This is a genomic window from Prosthecobacter debontii, from assembly GCF_900167535.1.
Classification (GTDB): Bacteria; Verrucomicrobiota; Verrucomicrobiia; order Verrucomicrobiales; family Verrucomicrobiaceae; genus Prosthecobacter; species Prosthecobacter debontii.
The window spans coordinates 214,095-236,812 of record NZ_FUYE01000005.1; the positions used below are offsets into that span (position 1 = coordinate 214,095).

Sequence of the window (22,718 nt, forward strand, 5' to 3'; positions counted from 1 at the left end):
ATCGCGTCCCCTGGCTGCGTATGAAGCCGCATGTTTTTACGCAGCCTGTTTCCCCTTTTCATCATCTGCACCCTTCAAGCCGCTGAGCCCGCTTTTGATTGGCTCGCCTTCGGAGGTGGAGCCAAAAATGACAAGACGCGTGCCATCGCCGCAGATCCTCAGGGGAATGTTTTTCTAGCTGGAGAAACCACCGGGGCTGGGACTTTCGGAGATCAGTTACGGCCAGACCTCGGCAGCACGGACTTTTTCCTGACGAAAGTGGACTCGGCGGGTCGGGTGCTGTGGGTGCGGAGTTTGGGTGGTTCCCTCGTCGATCGTGGGTATGGCGTGGTGGCTGATGCCACAGGATGCGCCTACGTCACGGGGCATTACCAGAGCACCGATGCCCAAGCTCTGGGCAAGACCTTGGCGAATGCCGGTGACTACGACATCTTCGTGGCCAAGTATGATGCCGACGGTCAGTTGCTGTGGATTCACACAGCGGGTGGCACTGGCTATGACTACGGTCACGGCATTGCTCTGGACAGCCACGGGGATGTGGTGGTGACCGGGGCGATTGCAGGCGCGGGTCAATTTGGCGATGCGGCCGTCAATGCCGATTCGACAGCGCGCGCCATCTTTTGGGCCAAATACTCACCCGAAGGAAAACTCCGCTGGGTCAAAACGACATCTGGCAAATTCAGCGGCAGTGGTCACGGCATTGCCGTCGATGCGCAAGACTGTCTCTACATCGGAGGCAGTGGAAGTGGAACCGGGCAAGCGGGTGCCATCAGCCTCTCAGCGGCTGGAGGACAGGCGGCGCTCGTCCTAAAAGTGTCTCCCGAGGGTGAGCCACGGTGGGCGAAGCTCATTCCAGGGCAACCCAGTGCCGGTTTCCACGAAATCAGTGTGGATGCCCAGGGGCACGCCGTCGGAGCGGGTATGTTCAAAGGAAGCGTGACCGTGCTTGGGCAGACCTTCACAACCACGGGCGACAAGGACAACGACGGATTCGTGGTTCATTTCACTGAGCAGGGGGAGCCCGATTGGGTTCATGCCCTCCAAGGTCCCGGAGTGGATTACTGCCTCGGCGTGGCTCAGAGTGCCGAAGGGCAGGTGTATCTGACGGGAGAGTTCAGTGCCGAGGCCAGTGTCGTGGGAAAAAAACTCGTTAGCCAGGGCGCGACAGACATCTATGTTGCCGCCTTTGACCCGCAGGGAAAGACGGCTTGGCTGACCACCTTGGGTGGGCCGAAGGGGGACAATGCCTACACCTTATTTGCCACTCCCCAAGCCCTCTATTTAGGCGGTGCCTGTGCAGCAGGAGCTCCATTTGGCAAAAAAATCATGGATTCGCCAGCCGCCGCCGAGGCTTATGGGGCCAAGCTTTCGCTACCCTGAAGGTCTTGCCCAGCCGGGGTGAGGAAAATACGTGATTGATTTTAAGTGGCAAATGCCTCACCATAACAGGCAATTCAGCGGTTGCTTGAATGTTAAGAGTCCTTAAAAGATGATTAAAGCCACTTCCTGCCTCCTCGTTGTCGCCGCAGCGCTCCTGTGCTCCTGCTCATCCAGTAGCAGTAATCGGAACCTGCTCTCCAAAAAGGGGACTCGAATCACGTCCGTGCGCACGACCGCCTACACTCATAGCGAGTCAGACCATATCCAGTATGGCGCACGCACCGCCGTAGGCACGCAGTTGCGATATGGCAGCCTCGTGCGCAGTGCCGCTGCTGACTGGTCCGTCTATCCAGTGGGCACCATCTTCCAGATTGAAGGCACTCCTTACATCTATCAGGTGGATGACTATGGTTCAGCGCTTGTGGGAACCAATACGATTGATATCTACCAGCCGACCAAGGCCCACATGAATGCCTGGGGCGTGCGCAACGTGAACATCCGCGTCCTGCGCTGGGGATCGCGCTCCAAGAGCTTGGCTATCATGAAAGAGCGCCAGAAATACGATCACGTCCGCAAGATGGTGCAGCGTCTTGAGCGCAGCTAGTTCTGGGGTCGTGCATCTTTTCCAGAGTTCCTGAACGTGACCAAGGCTGAACGTGCCGCCTATGTGCTCCAGCGCTTGGAGCAACTTTATCCGCATCCGCCCATCCCGCTGGATCATACGGATGCCTACAGCCTACTGGTGGCTGTCCTCCTTTCGGCGCAGTGCACGGATGCTCGTGTAAACTTGGTCACGCCGAAGCTCTGGGCTCTGGCGAAGACGCCGGAACAGATGGCTCAGGTGCCGGTGCCCGAAATCGAGAAGATCGTTAAACCCTGTGGTCTGGGGCCTCAGAAAGCCAAAGCGATCCAGAAACTCTCCGAGATCCTGGCGGAAAAATTTGGCGGCCAAGTGCCAGCCGATCTCGAACTCCTTGAGCAGCTTCCCGGGGTGGGGCATAAAACCGCCCAGGTCGTCATGGCCCAGTCCTTTGGCGTGCCGTCCTTTCCGGTGGATACGCACATCCATCGCCTCGCCCAGCGGTGGAAGCTGACGGAGGGAAAAAACGTCGCCCAGACAGAGCGCGATTTGAAGCGTCTGTTTCCGACTTCCAGTTGGAACAAGCTGCACCTGCAAATCATCTACTATGGCCGAGAGCACTGCTCGGCCCGAGGCTGTGATGGAACTGTCTGTGAGATCTGCACCACCCTATTCCCCGAGCGTAAACGCGCTTTAAAGACACGAAAGGCTTAATGGGTGCACGGTAGAGGAGAGCCGGGGCGCTCGTTGGAGAAGGGGATGTTTCTGATGTGCGGTGTCCTGGCGTAACACGTCCAGCCGGTTCATTTATACAACCGGTCTTACGGTTGGGAGCGAACGCTAGTGAAAACGCCTCAGCCGTTAATCAATGGTATTTTGATTACGACTCAGCGATTGATTTGTGCATCAGAGTCTAACTAAAAGGTCAATGATCTAGCCATGAATCACTACACTAAGTTCGCTGTTATGATCACCACTTCAACCATCGTGATGTTTGGGTTGATGTATCTCAATACCTTTGCAGTTGAGCATGTCTTTTTCAGTGAGACACGGGCCTACATGGCTCTCGTGATGGGGGCTTCGATGGCGATGCTTATGCTCGCTTTTATGTTGCCGATGTATCCGAGTCGGACGATAAACGCAGGGAGATTTATCAGTAGTGGACTCGTCTTTGTTGTCGCGCTTTGGCTGGTGCGAAGCCAAGCCTCAGTTGCTGACGTCTCCTACATGAGAGCGATGATCCCCCATCATTCGATTGCTATTCTCACCAGTGAGCGGGCTCACATCGTCGATCCCCGTGTTCGTCAACTCGCGGATGGAATCATTGAAACTCAGCGTCGAGAAATTGCTGAGATGAAGGCGCTGATTGAAGAATTGAAGAAGGACTGAATGGATTCAGATATCAATCAATCATCGGAATAAGCATGGATGCTGCAGAGCTTGATGGTGAGCACTTTTTGTTAAGCTCAACCTTCCTCTTCTGCCAGCTTGGCGGCTTCGCGCTTGAGGATGCGGCCGACTCGATGCTTGGCCAGATAGACCTGAGCTGCATTGACGCCGAGTTCCTTCTTCACGCGCTCGGGGTCCCATCCTTTGAGCACATAGCAGGAGAAGATCTGATATTGGCGGGGGGAGACTAAGGCCTTCACCCGGCGCAGGGCAATGTCCATGATTTTGTCCTGCCACTCCTTATCCCAGAGCTTTTCGAGGGTCATCCCATTGGGGTCGGCACAGCGGTCGATGGGTGCGGTGCGGCGCTCGTCCGTTTCATCCCCATAGAGATTGGCCTCGCGGCTTTGCTGCTTCTTGCGGCGGCGAAATTGGTCAAGAATGCGCCAGCGGGCTTGGTTGAGCAGGAAGGATTTGAAGGAGCCGAGACTGGTGTCGAACTTCTTCTTCTGGAGGTTTTTGGCCACGCCGATGAAGGTCTCCTGGACGACATCATTGGCTTCATCGTCGCTTAAGCCCGACTTCCGGGCGACGTGGAAAACGAAGCCGGAGTAGGTGCGATAGAATTCGTCCCAACTGGACCAATCACTCCAATTGTCCAGTCGCTCAATGAGGGTCTTGCGTGTGGCTGGAGAGCCGGACGCCTCTTTGAGCATTTCTTCGGTGATTTCTTTGGGAATCGGATCCTCCATGAGCTGCTGAGATGAGTTTATGACGTTGGTGGACAGAGGCAACGCCTATTTAGAATAAGGAAGAGGTGAGGAGGCTGGGACTGAATAAAAGGATGAGGATTGGTGGCAAAAGGATTTGCGTCGGGGGTAAGTTTTCTTCGCGATAATTAGGCATTGTTGATAGAAATGGCCGTTTCCAGCGTAACGCTATCTCCCCCCAATCAATGTCCATCCCCCTAACAACCACTCAGGGCGGAGGTTCCTTTCATTATGCCTTTTTCCATGTTTTTCCGCGTTGCTCCACGTCCGCTGCATGCAGCCGTCTCGCTGAGCTTGTGCGTGTTATCAGGGTGCAGTCAGGGGTTTTATAAAAAGTGGGCGGATCGTGAGGTGTTTGGCATTATTGGCAAGAAGTCTCAGGCTGTCGCTGGCGCTGAGGATGATACGCTGCTCGACATCACTCCGCCGCAACCGGTGAAGCTGGAGGTTCTGATCAAGAGCTCGGAAACGGCAGATTTCCTGGGTAAGCGTGCCTTCATCGAGAAAAACGCACGGGTCATCAGTCTGGCGGATGCCTTGGATTTTGCGGTGCATCGCAACCGCGGCTACTTGGCGCGTAAGGAAACAGTTTATCTCAGCGCTCTGGATCTGACTCTGACTCGGCAGCAGTTCGGGCCGATTGTGGATGGTGGTGGCGGGGTCTTTTACACGGAAAATCAGGTGAAGACTGGGGTGAACAATCTGGTTCGTACTTCGACCTTGGCCACCGATGGAGCCCTAACCTTCGATTATTTAATGAAGACCGGTGCTCGAGTGGCAATGGATTTGACCACTGACTTCACACGCTTTTTTACAGGTGGTGTGCGAGGTTTGAGCGATTCCCGTGCAGCAGTTTCGATCAGCCAGCCGCTGCTGCGTGGGGCTGGGGTCTTGGCGGCATCTGAGCCGCTCCGGCAGGACGAACGCGACGTGCTGTATGTGATTCGGGATTTCACTCAGTATCGGAAAGACTTCACTGTGAATGTGGCCACCCAGTATTTCCGAGTGCTGCAGGCACGCGAGGCCGCGCGTAACCGGTTTGTGGCTTACAAACAGTCCCTGGCTTCCATTGAACGTGAGTCAGCCCTGGCAGAAGCGGACCTTCGCACTCAATCCAGTCTGAAGCAGATTCAGCAGAGCCAGATCACTTATGAGCGTAACTGGATCAATGCGGTGCGTAACTATGAAGAGCAATTGGATGATCTGAAAATCGTGTTAGGTCTGCCTGTGGATCAGCGCCTCATTTTGGCCAAGGATGAATTGAGTAAACTTCATGTCGTGGACCCGCAGGGCAGCCTGGATCAGGCCATGGACACAGCTTTGATTACCCGTCTGGATCTCTACAACGAACGTGACCGTGTGCAGGACAATGTGCGCCGGGTAAAGATCGCTCATCAAAATACGTTACCCACGGTGAATGCTTTGGCGGGATATCAAATGGGCACCCCTGCGAACAATCCCGGCTTGGAACTCAATCCCAAACAGCGTCGTTTCAGTGCAGGACTGGATGTGGATCTGAATCTCAATACGAAGCCTGAGCGAAACAGCCTGCGTAGTGCCCAAATCTCTGAACAACGAGCTGAACGAGAGCTGGAACTCGCAGAGGAACAACTCCGGTCAACGATTCGGAGTGACTGGCGTGGTCTTCAAGTGGCAAGACAGCAGTATGAGCTTGCTCAAAGAGGGTTGGAGCTTGCCAGTAAGCGTCTGGAAATCGAAGAGGCTTTGATGGAAGAAGGTCGCGGCACTGCCCGTGACATTGTGGAATCCCAAGACCGTCTGATCACGGCTCGCGACCTTGTCGTTTCCACGTTGATTGACCACGTCATCGCCCGTCTCCAACTCTGGAGTGACATGGGAGTGCTCTATATCGAGAAAGACGGCTCGTGGGTGGACGTATTGAACAAGGAAAAACCGAAAGGGGAGTCATGAAAATGGTGAAGTCTAAATTCTTGATCTATGGCGGTGCAGCCGTGGCTATCATTGCCGCAAGCGGCTACCTGATGTCTGGATCCGCCGGGCAGGGCGAGGACGTGCCTACGTTCAGTGTGCAGAAGGGTGCTCTTCACATCAACGTGCTCCAAGGCGGCGAAATCCGCGCGCTACAGAACTTCGAGGTGAAGTCGGAAATTGAAACACCGACCAAGATTCTCAGCATCATCCCTGAAGGTTACCTCGTAACCGAGGAAGATATCAAAGATGGAAAGGTTTTGGTCGAACTGGATAACTCGGATCTCAAAACCCGGATTCAGGACCATGAAATCCAGTTTCAAACAACCGTCGCTCAATACATCGATGCGGACGAAGGTCGTGAGATTCAGCGCAGTGAGAATCAGAGTCTCGTTCGAGACATGAAAGAAACCGTGCTCTTTGCCTTGATGGACTTTGATAAGTATCTGGGCCGGGAACTGACCGTGAATATTCTGGCTTCCAGCGGCCTACCCAAGGACGTGGCTGAGTTTGACCAGTTTGCCGATACACTGGAATCTCAAGCCAATGCTCAGCTTGAGGCGGGCAATAATGTGGCGTTGCTGACCACTGACAAAAAGAAAGACGAGGTGGAAGAAGCGACGGAATCCAAAGCGGCAACGAGCACCAACAACGGCCGCCTAGATTTCGCTCCCTTTTTAGACAATTTAAGCAATGGGGATGGCGAGGCCCAACAAAAGCTGCGTCAGCTCGAGGATGAATTACTGCTGAAAAAATCTGAATTGGCGGTGTCCAAACAAAAAGTAGAGGCATCTCAGCGCTTGGCCGCTCGAGACTTTATTTCCAAGACTCAGCTTGAAAATGATCAAGTGACTTATGAGAAAGCGACTCTGGCAGTGAAGACAGCGGAGACTGAACTCGACTTGTTCAAGAAATACACCTTCTCGAAACAGTGCGCTCAGTTGCTTTCCGCCTATCGTGAGAGTCTGACCAAGCTCCAGCGGACAATCCGCGCAAACCGCTCGAAGATGGCTCAGGCCGAAACTCGCTTTGCAACGGCCAAGCGCCGGTATGAAATGGAACTGGCCAAGAAAGAAGATCTGGATCGTCAGCTTAAGGCCTGCATGATCCGGGCCGTGCAGCCAGGTTTGGTAGCTTATGGCGATCTTAACGCCAGCGCCTCCTCACGTTACAACGAATCCATCGAAGAAGGCACCAATGTGCGCTACCGCCAGACGGTGCTGACCATTCCAAACATGTCGCAGATGGGCGTGCATGTGAACATTCATGAGTCCCAGGTGAAGAAGGTGCATGTGGGCCAGCCGGCCCTTATTCGTGTGGATGCTGAGCCAGGCGTGGTCTTGGAAGGCCGTGTTGCGGAGTTGGCTGTGCTGCCAGACTCCTCAAGCAGCCGCTACACGCCTAACCTGAAAGTGTATCCCGCCTCCGTCCACATCCTGGGCACGCATCCTTGGTTGAAGCCTGGAATGAATGCCAAGGTGGAGATCTTGGTGGATCAACTGGCAGACGTTATGTTTGTGCCCGTCCAGAGCATCGAGGTCGAAAACGATCATCACTTCTGCTATGTCACTTCCGGTGGCGGGCTTGAGCGCCGCTCTGTGCAGACCGGCTTGTTTAATGATGAATTCATCGAGGTGCGCCAGGGCTTGCAGCTCGGTGAACTGGTCGCCTTAGCTCTGCCGAAGAAGCTAGTGCCTGAGAATAAGGGAGGGGGCCTCCCCGGTATGCCGGAGGAGTCTGTTCCTGCACCTGCAGGTGGTGGCAAACCCAAGGGACAAGGCAAGCCTAAGCCCAAGGAAAAAGACGTGGCGGCTGTCGTTAAATAATCATGGCAGAGCCGATCATCAGTCTGCGAGACATCCGTAAGTCCTACAAGATGGGGGATGTCATCAGCCAAGTGCTGCAAGGGGTGTCCTTTGACATCTACCCTGGCGAATACGTCTGCATCATGGGACCTTCTGGTTGTGGAAAGTCCACCTTACTCAACGTGTTGGGCTGTCTCGATCAGCCGACCAGTGGAGATTACTTTCTCGGTGGAGAAAATGTGGCCACTCTGAATGATGATGATCTTTCGGCTGCGCGGAATCGCAATTTGGGGTTCATTTTTCAGAGCTACAATCTCATTCAGCAGCTCACTGTGGTGGAGAATATCTCAGTGCCGATGTATTACGGCGGAGCCGATGACCATCACATGCGTGAGGTGGCCATTCGCCTCGCGCAGCAGGTGGGGTTAGGACATCGTCTTTATCACAAACCGAACGAGCTTTCAGGTGGACAGCAGCAGCGTGTGGCTATCGCTCGCGCACTTTCAAACAGCCCGTTGATGATCCTGGCGGATGAGGCCACGGGTAACTTGGACTCCAAATCAGGGCAGGAGATTTTGGCGCTCTTCGATGAGCTCAATGAGCAGGGGAAGACGCTGGTTTTCGTCACTCATGATGAGCGTATGGTGGAGCGTTGCTCCCGTATCATCCGCCTCCGTGATGGCGTGGTGGAGCGTGACGAACCGGGAGCTAAGGCCAAGCAAAAGCTGGCGCAAATGGCGGTCGCATGACGTATTGTCGGATTCGCCCTTCCGGCATGGTATGGAAGGCTGGGGTCAGCATCAGCTGATAAACTGGACAGGGAGCGCAATTCAGCGACACAATGGGTCGTTGAATCGACACTGACCGTGCTTCATCTGAAGCCACCTTTTCTCATTTTACTCTTCATGTTCTTGCGCATCTGCTTTCTCTCCTTGGCTCTGCTCAGTTTAAGTCACGGTCAAGAGTCCCCTGTGGGGACTCCTCCAGATTCGACACCCGCAGAGCCAAAGCCGAATATCATCCTGATCGTAGCGGATGACCTGGGCTATTCAGACCTCGGCTGTTACGGCTCCACCACCATTCGCACTCCGAATCTGGATAAGATGGCGGCGGAAGGCACCCGGTTCACCTCTTTCCTTGTGGCGCAAGCTGTGTGCACCGCTTCACGGGCAGCTTTGATGACGGGGTGCTACCCGAATCGGGTCGGTTTGCAGGGAGCTCTCAATCATACTAGCTTGGAGGGGATCAATCCGGATGAACAGCTGATGCCGGAGATCTTGAAGAAGCAGGGTTATGCCACAGCCATTTATGGTAAGTGGCATCTAGGCACAGCGGATCTGTTTCACCCGATGAAGAACGGCTTCGATGAATTCTGGGGCATTCCTTACTCCAACGATAACAGCAAGTATCATCCCTCACTGGCCTCGGAGATGCCGCCTCTGCCGCTTTATGAGAATGAAAAGGTCATTGAGACAGACCCTGATCAAAGTCTTTTCACCCGACGTATCACGGAGAAGTCAGTAAGCTTCATTCGCCGCCATAAGGCCCAGCCTTTCTTTCTCTATGTGCCTCACATCATGCCCCACGTGCCGATCTTCGCCGCCGATCGTTTTCGGGGTAAATCTCCTCATGGTCTGTATGCAGATGTGGTGGAGGAGCTGGACTGGAGTGCGGGCATGATCGTCGCAGCGGTGGAGCAGGCGGGCCTCTCGGAGAACACGCTGATCATCTTTATGTCCGATAACGGGCCGTTCCTGAGCTATGGCAATCATGCGGGGAACGCCGCGCCACGCCGTGAGGGTAAACTCACCAGCTATGATGGAGGTGTGGGCGTGCCATTCATCGCACGCTGGCCGGGCAAGGTGCCGACGGGCAAGGTGAATGATGAACTCTTCACCGCTATGGATCTCCTGCCGACCTTCATTAGCTGGATCGGTGCCGAAAAGCCGACGGCTAAAATCGATGGGAGGGATGTCTCAGGCATCCTACATGGAGCGGAGGGCGCAAAGAGTCCTCACGAGGCGATTGCCATCTACGCGGGGAGTGAATTGCAAGCCATTCGCAGTGGAGAGTGGAAACTCCACTTTGATCACCCCTACATCACGCCTCATGAACCCCGAGGCAAAGATGGCAAGCCCGCGAATTGGGAGAACATGAAGCCGGTGGCGATCACCCAGAGCGGGATCGAAGGCATTGCCAGCCGCCATGGGTATCGAGTGGCTCAACAGGCATTAGCCCTTTACAACGTGAAGGACGATGTGGGTGAGACTACGGATGTCAGCGCAAAGCACCCAGACATCGTGGAGCGGCTCAAAAAACTGGCTGAACCTTTCCGAGTGCAACTAGGGGATGGATTGACCCAGACCCAAGCCTCGGAGGCGCGTCCACGAGGTAAGGCGGAGAAGATGAAGGATAGCGAGATGAGGTGAACAAACTGGAGCCGATTCCTGATTGAACCCACTGCCCTCCCTGCGTAAGGGATGACCATGTCATTTCCTATTCGTTCCCCTCGCGACACCGTCGGCGGCATCATGGTTTTTGGGCGCATTTTAGACAAGATTCGCCTGAATGCCTCAGAGGGGCTACCCCCAGGGTATCATCTGGGTATCATCGCTGGCAAACGCACCTTCGATGATCGTGTCTGCACCTTGCTGGGGGTGACTTTCGAGGCTTTAAGCGCCCGTGTTCTTGATGGGGGCACGGATGAAGAGCTCCTTGAATGGTGTTTCCAAAATGGAAGAAAACCCGATCCTGAGCACATTGAACTCTTCAATGGGTTCATGATGAAGCGAGGTTGGCGGGACGTGGCGACCTCCGGTCTGATTCAGCAGCGTGCGGAAGCGGGTCTTGGTCACCGGGAAGACCTCGTGACTTTTTTTGATCTGATGGATACCGAAGAGGGCCGCGCGGCTTAAGATCTACGATGCTCTAGACCGACGGGGGCAGGGAAGGTGCGAGTGACCTTTAACACCTGAGGGATTCGGTCGTTTTTTGCTGGCTCCAGTTCATCTTATCTCATTCATGGAACCATACTTCGTCATTGGCCTCCTGGTGCTCGCCGTCGTTCTGTTCGCCACAGAAAAGATTTCGGTGGATTTGGTCACCTTGGGCCTGCTTTGCTTGCTCGTGACCTTTGGCATCATTGATGTGAAGGAGGCATTTGCCGGTTTTGGCAATGAGGTCATCGTGATGCTCGGCTCCATCTTCATCATCGGAGCGGCCCTGCGGGATACCGGTGTGCTGGATAGTCTGGGCAGTCTATTGGCTCGCACCACCGGGGGGCGTCCACGCCGTGTGGCTGCGGGTATGATGACCAGCGTAGGCGGTATCTCGGCCTTCATGAATAACACCACCGTCACAGCCATGTTTCTCGGGCCGGTGATCGGGATGGCGCGCAGGCTAGGCATCTCACCTTCTCGTCTGCTCATGCCGCTGTCATTCGCCTCAATTCTGGGAGGCACATGTACGCTGATCGGCACCTCGACGAATGTGGCAGTCAGTGGGGCCATGAAGCACTTAGGTTATGAGGAAATCGGCATGTTTGAGATCACTCCCATCGGCCTAGTTTTGTTCGTTGCAGGGATCATTTATCTCATCACTGTGGGCATGAAATGGGTGCCTGAAAGGGACCGCGCGGATGACCAAGGCGATGTGGCTCACATCCGTGAATATCTTTCTGAAGTGGTGATTTTACCCGGTTCCCCCCTGATCGGACAGCAGGCTTTCAATTCAGATTTTTCGGTTTTGGAGTTCCAGGTGGTGAAGATCCGTCGTGGGGGGGTGGATCTGCCTGTAGGTCCCTACACTCAGTTTACCGAAGGGGATGTCGTGCAGGTGGCGGGTAAGGTGCAAAACCTGATCAAGGTGAAGAAGATCGAAGGCATCGACATCCGTGAGGATGTGCAGCTACGTCGGTCTGGGGTGGACATGAGCGATGCCAGCGTTGCCGAAGTGGTGCTGACTCCGCGCTCATCCTTGGTCGGGCAGACACTCCGTGGGAGTAACTTCCGTCGGCGCACTGGACTCTCGGTCTTAGCCTTGCTGCGTGGGGATCGCACCCTCAATGATCACATGGCCGATGTGGTTTTGCAGGCAGGGGATTTGCTGTTGCTTCAGGGGCCCTATGACCGGTTTCAGAAATTTGAGCAAGAGGCGGAGATGGTCATCATCACGGCCCATAGTTATGCAGCAGGGGCCCGCAAGCGCGGCATTGCTACCCTGATCGCATTTGCCCTGGCGGTAACGGCGAGCAGCTTCGGTCTCCTACCAGCTTCCATTGCCTTCCTTATCGCCGCCCTCATTGCGTTGGCCACCCGATGCATCAGCCTGGACACCGCATACGAAAATATCGACTGGCGCCTACTTATTCTTATTGGCGGGATGACCGCTTTTGGTGCCGCCATGGAGAAATCCGGTGCGGATGAAATGCTGGCCGGACTCGTGACCCACTTGTTAAATCCCTTTGGAACCCTCGCGGTCTTGGCGGGTTTTTGTGTGCTAACCGTTCTCCTGACACAGCCGATGTCGAACGCTGCGGCGGCTCTGGTGGTGTTGCCGATCGCGATTCAAGCCGCACAGACCCTCGGCGTGAATCCTCGAGGCTTTGGCATCGCCGTCATGCTCAGTGCCAGCATCTCGGTGCTGACACCGTTCGAGCCGAGTTGCATCCTGGTTTATGGACCCGGTAAATATCGCTTTGGAGATTTTATCAAGGTCGGCAGCGGACTTACTTTAATCTGCCTGATCCTGATTTTGCTGCTGGTGCCTGTGTTCTGGCCGATGAAGTGACCGGGGATGGCTCCCGCCATCAGTGCTTAAAGATAAAAAACTTCCGGCAGACGAAATTGATCAGCACGGAGGTGACGGCCATGCTCAACTGGGCCACCAAAGTATTGAGACCGAAGACCTTGATCAGCCAAGGACCCGCCAAGAGGCCTCCGCCGAAGCTGATGATACCGATGCCAAAGAAGCTGGCGATCTCGATGAGACGGTTGTGGCGGCCGGATTTGAAAACCCAAAGCACGTTGGTGATATACGCTACCGCCGTGCTGAAGAAAACGGCGATCGAATTGCTGATGGTGCTATTAAGTGCACGGGTTTCATTCGAGAGACTGGGATCAATCGATGGAAAAAGCGTGACCGAAAGGATGACCCAGATGATCTGATGAGTGGCAAAGGCCCCGACACCGCAGATTCCGTATTTGATGAACTGGAGTAAGGGATGGGCATCCCGGGAGTTCACATGCGCCAGGATAGTGCGCCAATCGTTGTTTCGGACAAAATGAGCGGCGGAGCTAAAATGAGAGATCATGAGGGGTGTTTCTCTAATAACTATAGTCACGTTTCCATTTCCACCAATCTCAAGAAACAAAAACGCGACTGGCGTAAACCAGTCGCGTTTTGAAAATGCCTTCAGCTGAAGGAGCGTTGCCGATCAATAAGCGGGCGGACCGTAATAAGGCTGGCCATTGGGGTAATAGCCTGTGGGGCGGCGTTGGGGCTGGTTATGATACTGATTGTTGTAGTATTGGGCGTTACGCTGATCTTGGGCATTGCCGATGGCGTTACCGCCGAGCGCGCCTAAACCGGCGCCAATGGCGGCACCTTCCAGGCCGCGGCCACTTTGGTTGCCAATGATGCCGCCGACGGCCGCACCGCCGAGAGCCCCTACGACGGTGCCGGTTTGGGCATTAGGGCCTGTCGCACAGGAAGCGAGGCTGAGGATGGCCAGGAGTGAGAGTGTGAGCTTTTTCATGAGAGGGTGACTCGTTAGTCGATACCAGCCTACGATTTGTTCAGGGAAAAGGTCAATCTTTACGAAAAAAATCAATTGGACCGAATGTGAAAAAGTCGGAATAAGTCGAAAAACGAAGTTGCACGGGGTTAGAGCTGTGTTAGGACTTCCGACTCCCCCGCCCACTAACGGGGCCCGACTTCTTATGCGTGTCCGATCCTCTGTTAAACCTCTCTGCGAACTTTGCCGCGTTATCCGCCGCAAGGGCGTTGTCCGCATCGTCTGCAAAAACCCACGCCACAAGCAGCGTCAGGGCTAATCCAGGCATTTTTCTTTTAAGCACCTTCTGATTATGGCACGCCTACTTGGAGTTGAAATCCCGAACGAAAAGAAGATCGAATATTCTCTGCCTTACATCTATGGCATTGGTCTTCCTCTGAGCCGCAAGATTCTTGCTGCTACCAATATTGATCCCAATGTCCGCGCTGGTGAGCTGACGGACGACCAAATCGCTCTGATCACTCAGGTGATTCAAGGCATGAGCATCGTTTACGAAGGTGACCTTCGTCGTGAGCAGGGTCTGCATATGAAGCGCCTTCTGGGCATCAACTGCTACCGTGCGACACGTCATCGTCGTGGTCTGCCAGTTCGTGGCCAGCGCACTCACACCAATGCTCGCACCCGTAAAGGTCCTCGTAAGACCGTCGGTGCTCAGAGCAAGCCGGGCGCCAAGAAGGGCAAAGTCTAATCCATAGATCGGTAGCTCACATCCATTTCGCATTATGGCAGAAGAAACAACAACACCGGCTGCGGCTCCTGAAGCTGCCGCGCCAGCACCGGCCCCAGCTCCTGCGCCGGCTCCAGCTGCTGATAAGCAGCCTTCCAGCGGCGATCGTGCCGTGTCTCAGAGCGTGTGGCTCGAAATCGGCGGTGGTGACGGCACTGAAGGTGCTAAGGTCATCAAGGCCAAAGGTTCCAAGAACGTTTCCGCTGGTATCGTTCACGTCCGTTCGACCTTCAACAACACGATGGTTTCCATCACAGATCGTGTGGGTAACGTGATTGGCTGGTCCACCTCCGGTAAAATGGGCTTCCGTGGTTCCCGTAAAGGCACCGCATATGCCGCCCAGGTGGTGGCTCAAGACGCTTGCCGTCAGGCCATGGGTCACGGTCTTCGTGAAGTTGAAGTCCGCCTTCGCGGTCCTGGTTCTGGTCGTGAGTCCGCTGTCCGTGCCATTCAGGCCATGGGTGTCGAAGTCACTGTGATCAAAGACGCCACCCCAATCCCTCACAACGGCTGCCGTCCGCCAAAAGCACGTCGCGTCTAATCCTCGTTCTCCGCATTTAATCGTATGGCACGTTACACAGGTCCTCGCGAAAAGATCGCTCGCCGCTTCGGTGTTGCTCTTTTCGGTCCTTCCAAAGCTCTTGAAACCCGTAACTTCCCACCAGGGCAGCACGGTGTCAAAAACGCACGTCGTAAGAACTCTGACTTCGCAGTCGCTCTGATCGAAAAGCAGAAGCTGCGTTTCCAGTATGGTGTTCTTGAAAAGCAGTTCCGTCTGACCTTCGCTGAAGCTCAGCGTCGTAAAGGCGTGACGGGTGAAAACCTCCTGCAGATGCTGGAGTCCCGTCTCGACAACGTGGTTTACCGTTTGGGCTTCGCAAACACCCGCTTTGCATCCCGTCAGCTCGTTTCCCACCGTCATATCACCGTCAATGGCAAGGTTGTGAACATTGCCAGCTATCAGGTGAAGCCTGGTGACGTGGTGGCCGCTAAAGAAAGCCCTCGCTCCCAGCAGCTCGTTGGCCGTTTCTTGGAAATGACCTTGGGTAACCCAACTCCAGATTGGGTCACCGTCGACCGCGACAAAATGTCCGGCGTTTACAACCGTCTGCCAATCCGTGACGAGATCAATCCGATCGCGAACGAGCAGCTTGTGGTTGAACTTTATTCCCGTTAATCCGGGTTTTCCCAGACAGCCTATTTTGAGAGGGACGCCCGCAACGGCGTCCCTTTTTCGTAGCTGACGCATTCCCATTCACTCCATGATTACCCCTGAACACATCGAACTGATCGGTTCTGAAGTGGCCATCCGCTGGTCCGATCAATCCGAAGATTACATTGCTTGCGAGCGCCTCCGCGCTTTCTCTCCCAGTGCAGAAACGACTGGGGAGCGTGATCTACTCGGTCGCAAATATGGCGGCACGGAGCAGAAGAGTTATCCTGGGGTGCTGGTGCGAGGCTGGCATTTGATTGGGGGATATGCCGTTCAGTTCGACTTTTCTGATGGGCATAACACCGGGCTTTACACCTTCGATTACCTCAAAGCGATCTGCCGCGCGAGCGTCTGAGGTAGAGATTTTGGGGTGTTTACAAAGTGAATACGTATTTACTATGCATTCACAATGATTCGTGATATAAAATGGCAAAAATGCCATGACAACTCTTCCTTCACCCTCACGTCTCACGACTGCTGTAAGCACTTCACTGCTTCTGATCCTGGTGACCATGCTTCTCCTGTGGAGCATCAGCCACGGATCCTAGTCGTGAGTTAAGCTTCCTCTGAAACCTCATAGTAGTCATCCTCAGCGATGTCGGGGATGCCGACGACGAGCACGCGCATCTGCCCACGTGCACCATGGACGACGCCCGGCGGAATGTGAACCAGAGAACCCTTCGTGACGGGGTGTTCTTGGCCGTCTAGGACGACGGTGCCACCTCCTTCCAACACGTAATAAAGCTCTGTGGAACGCTTATGGTAGTGGAGCTTGGCTCCATCAATATCCACGGCATGAGCCCAGGCGGCGGGAGACAGGGCAGCATCTTCATGGCTGATGAGCCGGTCTCGCCAGCCGCAGGTGCTCCGCTCACGAGGCGTGTGACCTTCGTGACGAATGAGCACTGGTGCCGTCGTGTCAGTCTGGGATGGGGGCATGGGCCTAACCAAAGACGTGTAAGCCGAAGTGCAATGCAGAAAATGAGGGAAGATTGGTCGAATGACCTTCGTTCCCAGCGCGCATGAAGCTCTCACGTCTTCTTCCCGCCCTTTTAGGTCTGTTTTCTCTGCATCTGTCCGCCGCAGATAAGCCGGATGTTTTATTCATTGCTGTGGATGATCTCAATGATTGGGTTGGTCATTTGGGAGGACATCCCCAGGCGAAAACGCCGAACATTGATCGTCTTGTTGCGCGCGGCGTTAACTTTTCGAATACACACTGCGCGGCACCGGCCTGCAATCCCTCTCGTGCGGCCTTGATGAGTGGTCTGCGTCCGTGGCAGACAGGGATTTATACGAATGGTGACCCCGCCCAAAAGGTGCTGAAGAACACTTTAACGATCAATCGTCATTTCAAAGACCAAGGCTACAACACCCTTGGCGGAGGAAAGATTTACCACAATTTCGGTGCCGAAGGCCGTGAGGATACGTGGACAAAGTGGGTGGGACTTTTTCCCTCGATCAAAGAAAAAGAAGCCAACATGAACGGGCTTCATAGCGGTCACTTCGATTGGGGTGCGGTGGATGCAGCACCATCAGAGATGGGGGATTACAAACTCACTGATTGGGCCATTGATCAACTCAAGACGGCTCCTCAAGAACAGCCGCTGTTTCTCGCTGTGGGTTATGTGAAACCGCACCTGCCATGGTATGTCCCACGCGAGTATTTTGAGCGCTTCCCGTTGGAGACCATTCAACTGCCTGTGGTGAAGGACGATGATCTGGTGGACATCCCAGCGGCGGGTGTAGCGATGGCCAAGCCGCAGGGAGATCACGCGGCCGTGGTCAAAGGTGATCAGTGGAAGAAAGGAGTGCAGGCTTATCTGGCGACCATTTCTTTCTTGGATGATCAGGTGGGCCGTCTGCTTGAGGGCCTGGATGCCAGCCCGCGGAAAGATAAAACCATCATTGTCTGGTGGACGGATCACGGCTGGGCTTTGGGTGAGAAGCAGCATTGGCGGAAGTTTGCCCTCTGGGAAGAAACAACCCGGACCTCTTGTGCCATCGTGGCCCCTGGTGTGTCCAAAGAAGGCACGGTCTGCAAGTCCCCCGTGGATTACATGAACATCTATCCCACGCTGTGCGAGCTGACAGGGCTGCCGCTGCCTGAGCATGTTAAGGCACCCAGCCTTGTGCCTCTGCTTAAAGATCCGAATTCAGCTTGGGATTACTTGGCTGTTTGCACCCATGGGCGTGGTAACCACGCGGTGAGAGATACGCAGTGGCGCTACATTCGCTACGATGATGGCAGCGAGGAACTCTACGACCATACCAAAGATCCTAACGAATGGACCAATCTCGCAGGCGAGGTCGGCTTCAGTGAGGTGAAAACCCGTCTCGCGACCGTTCTGCCCGCGGCTGCTTCGGAGGTGACTCCAACCTCCGGAGGTAAAGGCAGTAATGGGAGCGGTGAGGAAAAGAAAGGCAAAGGCCAGGGGAAGGGAAAAGGTAAAGGAAAGGGCAAAGGGAAAGCGAAGTCTGAAGCTGACGAGTAGAGCTTCTTCCGCTGCTCATGATCGTGCGCTCCAGATGCTGGCGCCGCACACCTGAAAATTGGATTGGCGGAAGTGCCGTGGCCCGTTAGCCTTGTTCCCATGAAAGCCTTCTCTTCAGCGACCACCTTTCACGTGTCTGAGCTGGAGGCTTCTTTGCGTTTTTACATTGAAGTGCTCGGCTTTACCCAGAAGTTCCGGTTCGGCAACTACGCGGGGGTGCAATATGGCGAAGTTCAGATTCACCTTTCTGGTCCCGGTGTGCCGAACAAGCGTCAGGTCGGGCAGGGCAGCATCTACATCTTTTGTGATGAAGTGGATGAGTATTACCACCTCATCACAAGCCGAGGGGCGGTGGCGCAAAATGCACCGCGCGATTACGACTACGGCATGCGTGACTTTGTGATTGAAGATCCCGACCTCAACCTCGTCGCTTTCGGGCACGAGGTGAGGCCGTGATTTTAGACCCGTTTCGTTGTTGGGATCCGGCTTAACCAAAAAGGCTGGTGATCGGCTGGCCTTTATCTGCGATGGTGAACGGACGCTTGGTGGGGGAGTAGAGCACTTGATCCAGCGGTAGGCCTAGGGCATAACCGATGGTGGCATTGAGATCCGGTGGTGAAACCTTGTTTTCGGTGACTTCGATTCCCCGGTCTGTTTTCCCATAAATTTGGCCGCCCTTGATGCCGCCACCCCAGAGTGCAGAACTGAAGGCTTTAGGGTAATGATCACGGCCTGAGTTTTGATTGATCTTGGGCGTGCGACCAAATTCGCTCGTCACCACCACCAACGTTTCTTGCAGTAATCCGCGGTGATCCAGGTCTGCTAAGAGAGCTCCGAGAGCCTTGTCCAGCTCACTGATTTTTTCAGGCAGGCGCGCATAGATGTCGTTGTGCATGTCCCAGCCACCACTGGTGACTTCAATGAAACGTACGCCATGCTCGATCAAGCGTCGAGCGAGGAGGCAGCCCTGACCGAAGGTGCTAGTGCCATATTCACTTTGTAGAGCTTCCGGTTCACGGCTGAGATCAAAGGCTTCGAGATCGGCGCTCTTCATCACCCTCACCGCGTCTTTATAGACGTCACTGTAGGCTTTGACGGCGTTGTGGCTGTAGGTGTGCTCAAAGCTTGAGTTGAGTTTGGCGGAGAGGTTCAGCCGATAGTCAAGATCTCCTTCGCTGAGGGCGGCGAGGCGTTTGCTGTGTTGCAGCCCTGTGGAAGGATTGTTCAGCAGCAAAGGCTGGAAGGAGGCTTCAAAAAAGCCGCCTCCGGGATGTTTGCTGTCGTTGGAGATGACCACAGTTCCAGGCAGATCAGGATTGCCCTTGCCTTGAAACTTTTGCAACCATGCCCCCATGGTCGGATGGCGCGTCGCTCCGCGAAGCGTGTAGCCCGTATGCTGGTAGTAGTTGCCCTGCTCATGGGCACCCTGCGTGCTCGATAGGCTGTTGATGACCACTCCATGGTGCATGTATTTAGCCACGGTGGGGAGACCGGACCCAAGTTGGATATCGTCAGCGCTGGTGGCGATGCATTGGGTATCTCCCATGGTGTCAGCCCCAGGGCTCACGCCAAAGGTATCCAAGTGCGTCATGCCGCCTGACATGTAGAGATAAATGACATTCCGCGCAGTGGGCACCTGGCGAGCTTTGGAACTCCCTTCGAAGGCAACGGCATGAGCTTGACCGCGGAGCAGAGGCTGCATCACGGAGACGCCGAGACAAGTCTTGGCGATATTAAGGACGAATTCACGGCGCGTGGGTTCGTCGGCGCGGAGAGCGGAGGTCTTCATGGCGTAGGCGGGGTGCTGAAGCTGAAAGTGACGGCCTAACTGATCTTACTGGATGAAAAGAAACTGCGAGCCAGTGATCAGAGCGTGGGTGATGTCATCCACGGCTTTGTCTCCCCGGTCATGGAACACCTCGGTCAGGACGGTGTTTTCCTCCTGAGTTGGGCGGCGGCTCAGCAGGGCTTCGTAGAGGAGCGCTCCCTTTTGTTCTGGGCTTGGAGCCTTGTCCAAATGCTGGCTTAACAGAGACAACGGGCTGGTCAGACTTTCCACCACGGGGCCATTGAGCATGGTTAGTGCTTGGGGCACGGAGGCGTCGTCATTGGCATTGTCAATCAACTCACGATCTGATTGACCAAAGGTGCGGAGTAAGTGGCCTGGGCGGGCAGGGGAGTTCAGCTCAGAAGCTCGTGCGACCATGATGTTGTTGGCGGCTGCTTTGGCGGCTTGTTTACGCTCCTCTCGGGGTAAGCTGGCGAGTGCTTTTTTATCAATGGTGGTGCGTTTGTTTTGTCGGTTGGGATTGTAGCCTCGGATCAGATCCTCCGCGCGTTCCTCACCGATCAGGTTGACGAGAAGATCATTGCTAGCTTCACGGCGCAATTTGCTGGCGGCCCTAGCCAGTTCCTTGGCGGCGGCTGGGTCATTGGTGTTGCCTTTTTGAGCGGCGATCTTCGCGCGCATTTCATCCAGCTTGCGGTCATTCTCTTTGCGCTGCTCCATGCCTTCTTTGGCGGCAGCGATGATACCTTCTGGTCCCTTAGTTTTCATCGTATTGATGAACATGTTCAGGTCGCCCAGGTATTGATGGAGACGGACATTTTCTTCATCCACTTCGCTGTCTTTGTTCCCCTGAGTGAGAGTGAGTAAGGAATCCCAGATCTGTTCCGCACTCATGCGGCGCAAAGTAGGGCCCGTGAAATGGTAGGTCTCACCGAGCGCCACTTCCTGCGTGCTGGCCATGCGTTGATAGGTATCTGTGTTGTAGAGGACGCGCAGGAAAGATTTGATGGAATACTGTTTATCAATCATCAACTGCGCGAGGTAATCCATGAGTGCGGGATTGCTGGCGACGGTTGAGTCCGTCATTTCATCCAGGGGTTCGATCAAGCCGAGGCCAAAGACGTGCTTCCACATCCGGTTGGCAATCACGGTCGTGAAACGGGGGTTTTTCGGGTCGGTCATCCAGTCAGCGAAGGCTTGGATCGTCGTCTGACCTTCTTTGGGTTTAGCTTCGTGACCGAACATCGCGCGGGGTTGGATAGCCTCGCCAGGTTGACCATCCTTGTATTTATAATCGTCTGGGAGCTTGGGCAGTTTGCCTTCATGCCAAGTCACGGAGGTGTAGCGAAGCGGCTTCATCACGTCGCCCAGGGCCTTGCGCACTTGCTGAAGTTCTTCGCGGCTGGCGGAGCCTACTTTATTGGCTTCTTCCCGCATCTTGGCGACCTCTTCGGGATGCTCCTTCATGTATTGGCGGCGCTCTTTGGGCTTCATGTCCGCCAGCACATCAGGCACTTGTTTGCCTTGAGGCTTTTTCGGAATCTTGATCTCTGCTCCACTGCCGCTGCCGCGTGTGTCCATGCCGTAAGTGAAGGCGGCCATGCTGTAGTAGTCCATTTGGCTCCACTTGTCGAAAGGATGATTGTGGCACTGGGCGCAGACGATGCTGGTGCCGAGAAAGACCTGCACGGTGTAGGCCAGGTGATCGAGCTTGTTCTCATCCCGCTGGTAGAAACCGATGCTGCCGCTATCCCAGGCACCGCCTTCCGTCGTGAGCAGCTTTTTCACAAACTCATCATAGGGCGTATTGGCCTTGAGTTCCTTCTTCAGCCATTCCTCATAGGCCTCTGCGGTGATTTTGCCTTTGGCGTTATCCGTGAGGCGCAGCACATCGGCCCAGAAGTTAAACATGTGGCTGGTGTAGCCATCACTCGCCAGCAGCTTATCAATGAGCTTGGCTCTCTTGTCACGGTCGGTGGACTGCATGAAGTCCTGGCGTTCATCGAGACTGGGAATGCGTCCGGCAATGTCCAGATAGAGACGGCGCACGATCACGTCATCGGAAGCGGGGGGATTGGGTTGAAGGTTTTGCTTTTGCCAATCCGCAGCCAGGAGGCTGTCAATTTGAGCGGCCTCTGGCAGGGCCGCCCCGTGGGAAAGGGTGGCGGCCAGCAGGAAAAGGGCGATTTTTTTCATGGCGTGAAGACTTGCTTCTCTGTAACCATCGCTGAAACGTGCTGGTGCGGGGGTTATTCATCTATTTTTCAATCGGCAGGATCCTCCGTATCCCAGAAAGGAATCCTCCAGGGAGGAGATGAAAAAAGCTGTGTTTAACCGTGCTAAATTCCTCTTGCCAAGATTGGCATCCGTGGTTTGTTCACAGCCCTATTTAACATTTCACACACAACCCGCCTGACAAGGTGTCGGGTTTAACAACAGACCATGAGCGAAGCTACTACCAGCCCCCAAGTATTCAAACTGCACGAAAAAGACACCGGCAGCGCCGACGTGCAGGTCGCAATCTTGACGGCCCGTATCAACGAACTGACGGAGCACCTGACGGTCCACTCTAAGGATCACTCCACCCGTCGCGGCCTCCTCAAGATGGTGGCCCGCCGCCGCAAGCTGCTCGACTACCTGAAGCTGACTGCAAACGACCGTTATCAGAAGATTCTGAAAGGTCTGAGCCTGCGCCGCTAATTGACCTTCTTTTCTAACGAGGGGTGATGAAAATCACCCCTTGTTTTTTATAGAGGTATTGCGGGCGTTCAAAGAGCGCGATTGAGAGACCTATGAGTCTTTTGAGGCCGCCAGCCTTCTCTTCTG

24 protein-coding genes are annotated in these 22,718 nt (G+C 54.8%); 18 read left to right on the top strand and 6 right to left on the bottom strand.

Annotation, left to right across the window (positions count from 1 at the left end; translation table 11 throughout):
• Window positions 1–30: 30 nt before the first annotated feature.
• The 4 genes from B5D61_RS09505 (at window position 31) to B5D61_RS09520 (ending at window position 3,349) form a co-directional block, all read left to right on the top strand.
• Window positions 31–1,380, top strand: a complete 1,350-nt coding sequence (locus tag B5D61_RS09505; RefSeq protein WP_078813107.1) for an SBBP repeat-containing protein — start codon at window positions 31–33, stop codon at window positions 1,378–1,380.
• Window positions 1,381–1,489: 109 nt separating this feature from the next.
• Window positions 1,490–1,984, top strand: a complete 495-nt coding sequence (locus B5D61_RS09510) for a 3D domain-containing protein (RefSeq protein WP_078813108.1) — start codon at window positions 1,490–1,492, stop codon at window positions 1,982–1,984.
• A gap of 36 nt (window positions 1,985–2,020) precedes the next feature.
• Window positions 2,021–2,674 (top strand): endonuclease III, encoded by a 654-nt coding sequence (gene nth / locus B5D61_RS09515; protein ID WP_078813109.1) that lies wholly within the window; start codon window positions 2,021–2,023, stop codon window positions 2,672–2,674.
• Between the two features lie 225 nt (window positions 2,675–2,899).
• Complete coding sequence (locus tag B5D61_RS09520) at window positions 2,900–3,349, top strand: DUF305 domain-containing protein (RefSeq protein ID WP_078813110.1); 450 nt, start codon at window positions 2,900–2,902, stop codon at window positions 3,347–3,349.
• A gap of 77 nt (window positions 3,350–3,426) precedes the next feature.
• On the opposite strand, the gene B5D61_RS09525 is transcribed toward B5D61_RS09520, so the two are convergent.
• The gene (locus B5D61_RS09525) at window positions 3,427–4,101 is read right to left on the bottom strand and encodes a sigma-70 family RNA polymerase sigma factor (RefSeq protein WP_078813111.1); all 675 of its coding nucleotides are present in this window, start codon (window positions 4,099–4,101) and stop codon (window positions 3,427–3,429) included.
• Between the two features lie 261 nt (window positions 4,102–4,362).
• On the opposite strand from B5D61_RS09525, the gene B5D61_RS09530 reads away from it, so the two are divergent.
• From B5D61_RS09530 to B5D61_RS09555, 6 genes are all read left to right on the top strand, one after another.
• On the top strand, window positions 4,363–6,051 hold the full coding sequence (locus tag B5D61_RS09530) for a TolC family protein (RefSeq protein ID WP_176159327.1): 1,689 nt from the start codon (window positions 4,363–4,365) through the stop codon (window positions 6,049–6,051).
• The gene (locus B5D61_RS09535) at window positions 6,048–7,895 is read left to right on the top strand and encodes an efflux RND transporter periplasmic adaptor subunit (protein ID WP_078813113.1); all 1,848 of its coding nucleotides are present in this window, start codon (window positions 6,048–6,050) and stop codon (window positions 7,893–7,895) included. The genes B5D61_RS09530 and B5D61_RS09535 overlap by 4 nt, the downstream gene beginning before the upstream one ends.
• A 2-nt stretch (window positions 7,896–7,897) precedes the next feature.
• Window positions 7,898–8,623: an ABC transporter ATP-binding protein gene (locus tag B5D61_RS09540; protein WP_078813114.1), complete on the top strand. Its 726-nt coding sequence runs from the start codon at window positions 7,898–7,900 to the stop codon at window positions 8,621–8,623.
• Between the two features lie 156 nt (window positions 8,624–8,779).
• Window positions 8,780–10,303, top strand: a complete 1,524-nt coding sequence (locus tag B5D61_RS09545) for a sulfatase family protein (RefSeq protein ID WP_078813307.1) — start codon at window positions 8,780–8,782, stop codon at window positions 10,301–10,303.
• A 57-nt stretch (window positions 10,304–10,360) separates the two neighbouring features.
• Window positions 10,361–10,789, top strand: a complete 429-nt coding sequence (locus B5D61_RS09550; protein WP_078813308.1) for a DUF5069 domain-containing protein — start codon at window positions 10,361–10,363, stop codon at window positions 10,787–10,789.
• A gap of 106 nt (window positions 10,790–10,895) precedes the next feature.
• Window positions 10,896–12,662, top strand: coding sequence for an SLC13 family permease (locus tag B5D61_RS09555; protein WP_078813115.1), 1,767 nt, complete (start codon window positions 10,896–10,898; stop codon window positions 12,660–12,662).
• A 19-nt stretch (window positions 12,663–12,681) separates the two neighbouring features.
• Here the strand turns inward: B5D61_RS09555 and B5D61_RS09560 are convergent, their stop codons facing one another.
• Window positions 12,682–13,185 (bottom strand): GtrA family protein, encoded by a 504-nt coding sequence (locus B5D61_RS09560; protein ID WP_078813116.1) that lies wholly within the window; start codon window positions 13,183–13,185, stop codon window positions 12,682–12,684.
• Window positions 13,186–13,308: 123 nt separating this feature from the next.
• Entirely contained in the window at window positions 13,309–13,629 is a 321-nt protein-coding gene (locus B5D61_RS09565; RefSeq protein WP_078813117.1) for a glycine zipper domain-containing protein, read from the bottom strand.
• A gap of 184 nt (window positions 13,630–13,813) precedes the next feature.
• Here B5D61_RS09565 and rpmJ point away from each other — a divergent pair, with 184 nt between their 5' ends.
• The 5 genes from rpmJ (at window position 13,814) to B5D61_RS09590 (ending at window position 15,963) form a co-directional block, all read left to right on the top strand.
• A complete protein-coding gene (gene rpmJ, locus B5D61_RS09570; protein ID WP_078813118.1) occupies window positions 13,814–13,927 on the top strand; it encodes a 50S ribosomal protein L36 in 114 nt (37 codons plus the stop codon).
• Between the two features lie 33 nt (window positions 13,928–13,960).
• Window positions 13,961–14,356: a 30S ribosomal protein S13 gene (rpsM, locus tag B5D61_RS09575; RefSeq protein WP_078813119.1), complete on the top strand. Its 396-nt coding sequence runs from the start codon at window positions 13,961–13,963 to the stop codon at window positions 14,354–14,356.
• 34 nt (window positions 14,357–14,390) lie between these two features.
• Window positions 14,391–14,936: a 30S ribosomal protein S11 gene (gene rpsK / locus B5D61_RS09580; RefSeq protein WP_078813120.1), complete on the top strand. Its 546-nt coding sequence runs from the start codon at window positions 14,391–14,393 to the stop codon at window positions 14,934–14,936.
• Window positions 14,937–14,960: 24 nt separating this feature from the next.
• On the top strand, window positions 14,961–15,572 hold the full coding sequence (rpsD, locus tag B5D61_RS09585; protein ID WP_078813121.1) for a 30S ribosomal protein S4: 612 nt from the start codon (window positions 14,961–14,963) through the stop codon (window positions 15,570–15,572).
• An 85-nt stretch (window positions 15,573–15,657) separates the two neighbouring features.
• Window positions 15,658–15,963, top strand: a complete 306-nt coding sequence (locus B5D61_RS09590; protein ID WP_078813122.1) for a gamma-butyrobetaine hydroxylase-like domain-containing protein — start codon at window positions 15,658–15,660, stop codon at window positions 15,961–15,963.
• Window positions 15,964–16,163: 200 nt separating this feature from the next.
• On the opposite strand, the gene B5D61_RS09595 is transcribed toward B5D61_RS09590, so the two are convergent.
• Window positions 16,164–16,547 carry a cupin domain-containing protein gene (locus tag B5D61_RS09595; RefSeq protein WP_078813123.1) on the bottom strand — a complete coding sequence of 128 codons (384 nt, stop codon included), beginning with the start codon at window positions 16,545–16,547 and terminating at the stop codon, window positions 16,164–16,166.
• Window positions 16,548–16,630: 83 nt separating this feature from the next.
• Here B5D61_RS09595 and B5D61_RS09600 point away from each other — a divergent pair, with 83 nt between their 5' ends.
• Window positions 16,631–18,103: a sulfatase gene (locus B5D61_RS09600; RefSeq protein ID WP_078813124.1), complete on the top strand. Its 1,473-nt coding sequence runs from the start codon at window positions 16,631–16,633 to the stop codon at window positions 18,101–18,103.
• Window positions 18,104–18,202: 99 nt separating this feature from the next.
• Entirely contained in the window at window positions 18,203–18,559 is a 357-nt protein-coding gene (locus B5D61_RS09605) for a VOC family protein (protein WP_078813125.1), read from the top strand.
• 31 nt (window positions 18,560–18,590) lie between these two features.
• Here B5D61_RS09605 and B5D61_RS09610 read toward each other — a convergent pair whose 3' ends face one another.
• Window positions 18,591–19,892, bottom strand: a complete 1,302-nt coding sequence (locus tag B5D61_RS09610) for a DUF1501 domain-containing protein (protein WP_078813126.1) — start codon at window positions 19,890–19,892, stop codon at window positions 18,591–18,593.
• A gap of 45 nt (window positions 19,893–19,937) precedes the next feature.
• On the bottom strand, window positions 19,938–22,088 hold the full coding sequence (locus B5D61_RS09615; RefSeq protein WP_078813127.1) for a DUF1549 domain-containing protein: 2,151 nt from the start codon (window positions 22,086–22,088) through the stop codon (window positions 19,938–19,940).
• Between the two features lie 246 nt (window positions 22,089–22,334).
• Here B5D61_RS09615 and rpsO point away from each other — a divergent pair, with 246 nt between their 5' ends.
• Window positions 22,335–22,592 (top strand): 30S ribosomal protein S15, encoded by a 258-nt coding sequence (gene rpsO, locus B5D61_RS09620; RefSeq protein ID WP_078813128.1) that lies wholly within the window; start codon window positions 22,335–22,337, stop codon window positions 22,590–22,592.
• Window positions 22,593–22,718: the final 126 nt, after the last annotated feature.

Coding starts and splice junctions, on each gene's coding strand:
- B5D61_RS09605 (WP_078813125.1), top strand. CDS start 18,203: ATGAAAGCCTTCTCTTCAGCGACCACCTTTCACGTGTCTGAGCTGGAG.
- B5D61_RS09545 (WP_078813307.1), top strand. CDS start 8,780: ATGTTCTTGCGCATCTGCTTTCTCTCCTTGGCTCTGCTCAGTTTAAGT.
- B5D61_RS09505 (WP_078813107.1), top strand. CDS start 31: ATGTTTTTACGCAGCCTGTTTCCCCTTTTCATCATCTGCACCCTTCAA.
- B5D61_RS09600 (WP_078813124.1), top strand. CDS start 16,631: ATGAAGCTCTCACGTCTTCTTCCCGCCCTTTTAGGTCTGTTTTCTCTG.
- B5D61_RS09555 (WP_078813115.1), top strand. CDS start 10,896: ATGGAACCATACTTCGTCATTGGCCTCCTGGTGCTCGCCGTCGTTCTG.
- B5D61_RS09565 (WP_078813117.1), bottom strand. CDS start 13,629: ATGAAAAAGCTCACACTCTCACTCCTGGCCATCCTCAGCCTCGCTTCC.
- B5D61_RS09540 (WP_078813114.1), top strand. CDS start 7,898: ATGGCAGAGCCGATCATCAGTCTGCGAGACATCCGTAAGTCCTACAAG.
- B5D61_RS09530 (WP_176159327.1), top strand. CDS start 4,363: ATGTTTTTCCGCGTTGCTCCACGTCCGCTGCATGCAGCCGTCTCGCTG.
- rpsM (WP_078813119.1), top strand. CDS start 13,961: ATGGCACGCCTACTTGGAGTTGAAATCCCGAACGAAAAGAAGATCGAA.
- B5D61_RS09590 (WP_078813122.1), top strand. CDS start 15,658: ATGATTACCCCTGAACACATCGAACTGATCGGTTCTGAAGTGGCCATC.
- B5D61_RS09550 (WP_078813308.1), top strand. CDS start 10,361: ATGTCATTTCCTATTCGTTCCCCTCGCGACACCGTCGGCGGCATCATG.
- rpsD (WP_078813121.1), top strand. CDS start 14,961: ATGGCACGTTACACAGGTCCTCGCGAAAAGATCGCTCGCCGCTTCGGT.
- rpmJ (WP_078813118.1), top strand. CDS start 13,814: ATGCGTGTCCGATCCTCTGTTAAACCTCTCTGCGAACTTTGCCGCGTT.
- rpsO (WP_078813128.1), top strand. CDS start 22,335: ATGAGCGAAGCTACTACCAGCCCCCAAGTATTCAAACTGCACGAAAAA.
- B5D61_RS09560 (WP_078813116.1), bottom strand. CDS start 13,185: ATGATCTCTCATTTTAGCTCCGCCGCTCATTTTGTCCGAAACAACGAT.
- B5D61_RS09525 (WP_078813111.1), bottom strand. CDS start 4,101: ATGGAGGATCCGATTCCCAAAGAAATCACCGAAGAAATGCTCAAAGAG.
- B5D61_RS09615 (WP_078813127.1), bottom strand. CDS start 22,088: ATGAAAAAAATCGCCCTTTTCCTGCTGGCCGCCACCCTTTCCCACGGG.
- B5D61_RS09520 (WP_078813110.1), top strand. CDS start 2,900: ATGAATCACTACACTAAGTTCGCTGTTATGATCACCACTTCAACCATC.
- B5D61_RS09535 (WP_078813113.1), top strand. CDS start 6,048: ATGAAAATGGTGAAGTCTAAATTCTTGATCTATGGCGGTGCAGCCGTG.
- rpsK (WP_078813120.1), top strand. CDS start 14,391: ATGGCAGAAGAAACAACAACACCGGCTGCGGCTCCTGAAGCTGCCGCG.
- B5D61_RS09595 (WP_078813123.1), bottom strand. CDS start 16,547: ATGCCCCCATCCCAGACTGACACGACGGCACCAGTGCTCATTCGTCAC.
- B5D61_RS09610 (WP_078813126.1), bottom strand. CDS start 19,892: ATGAAGACCTCCGCTCTCCGCGCCGACGAACCCACGCGCCGTGAATTC.
- B5D61_RS09510 (WP_078813108.1), top strand. CDS start 1,490: ATGATTAAAGCCACTTCCTGCCTCCTCGTTGTCGCCGCAGCGCTCCTG.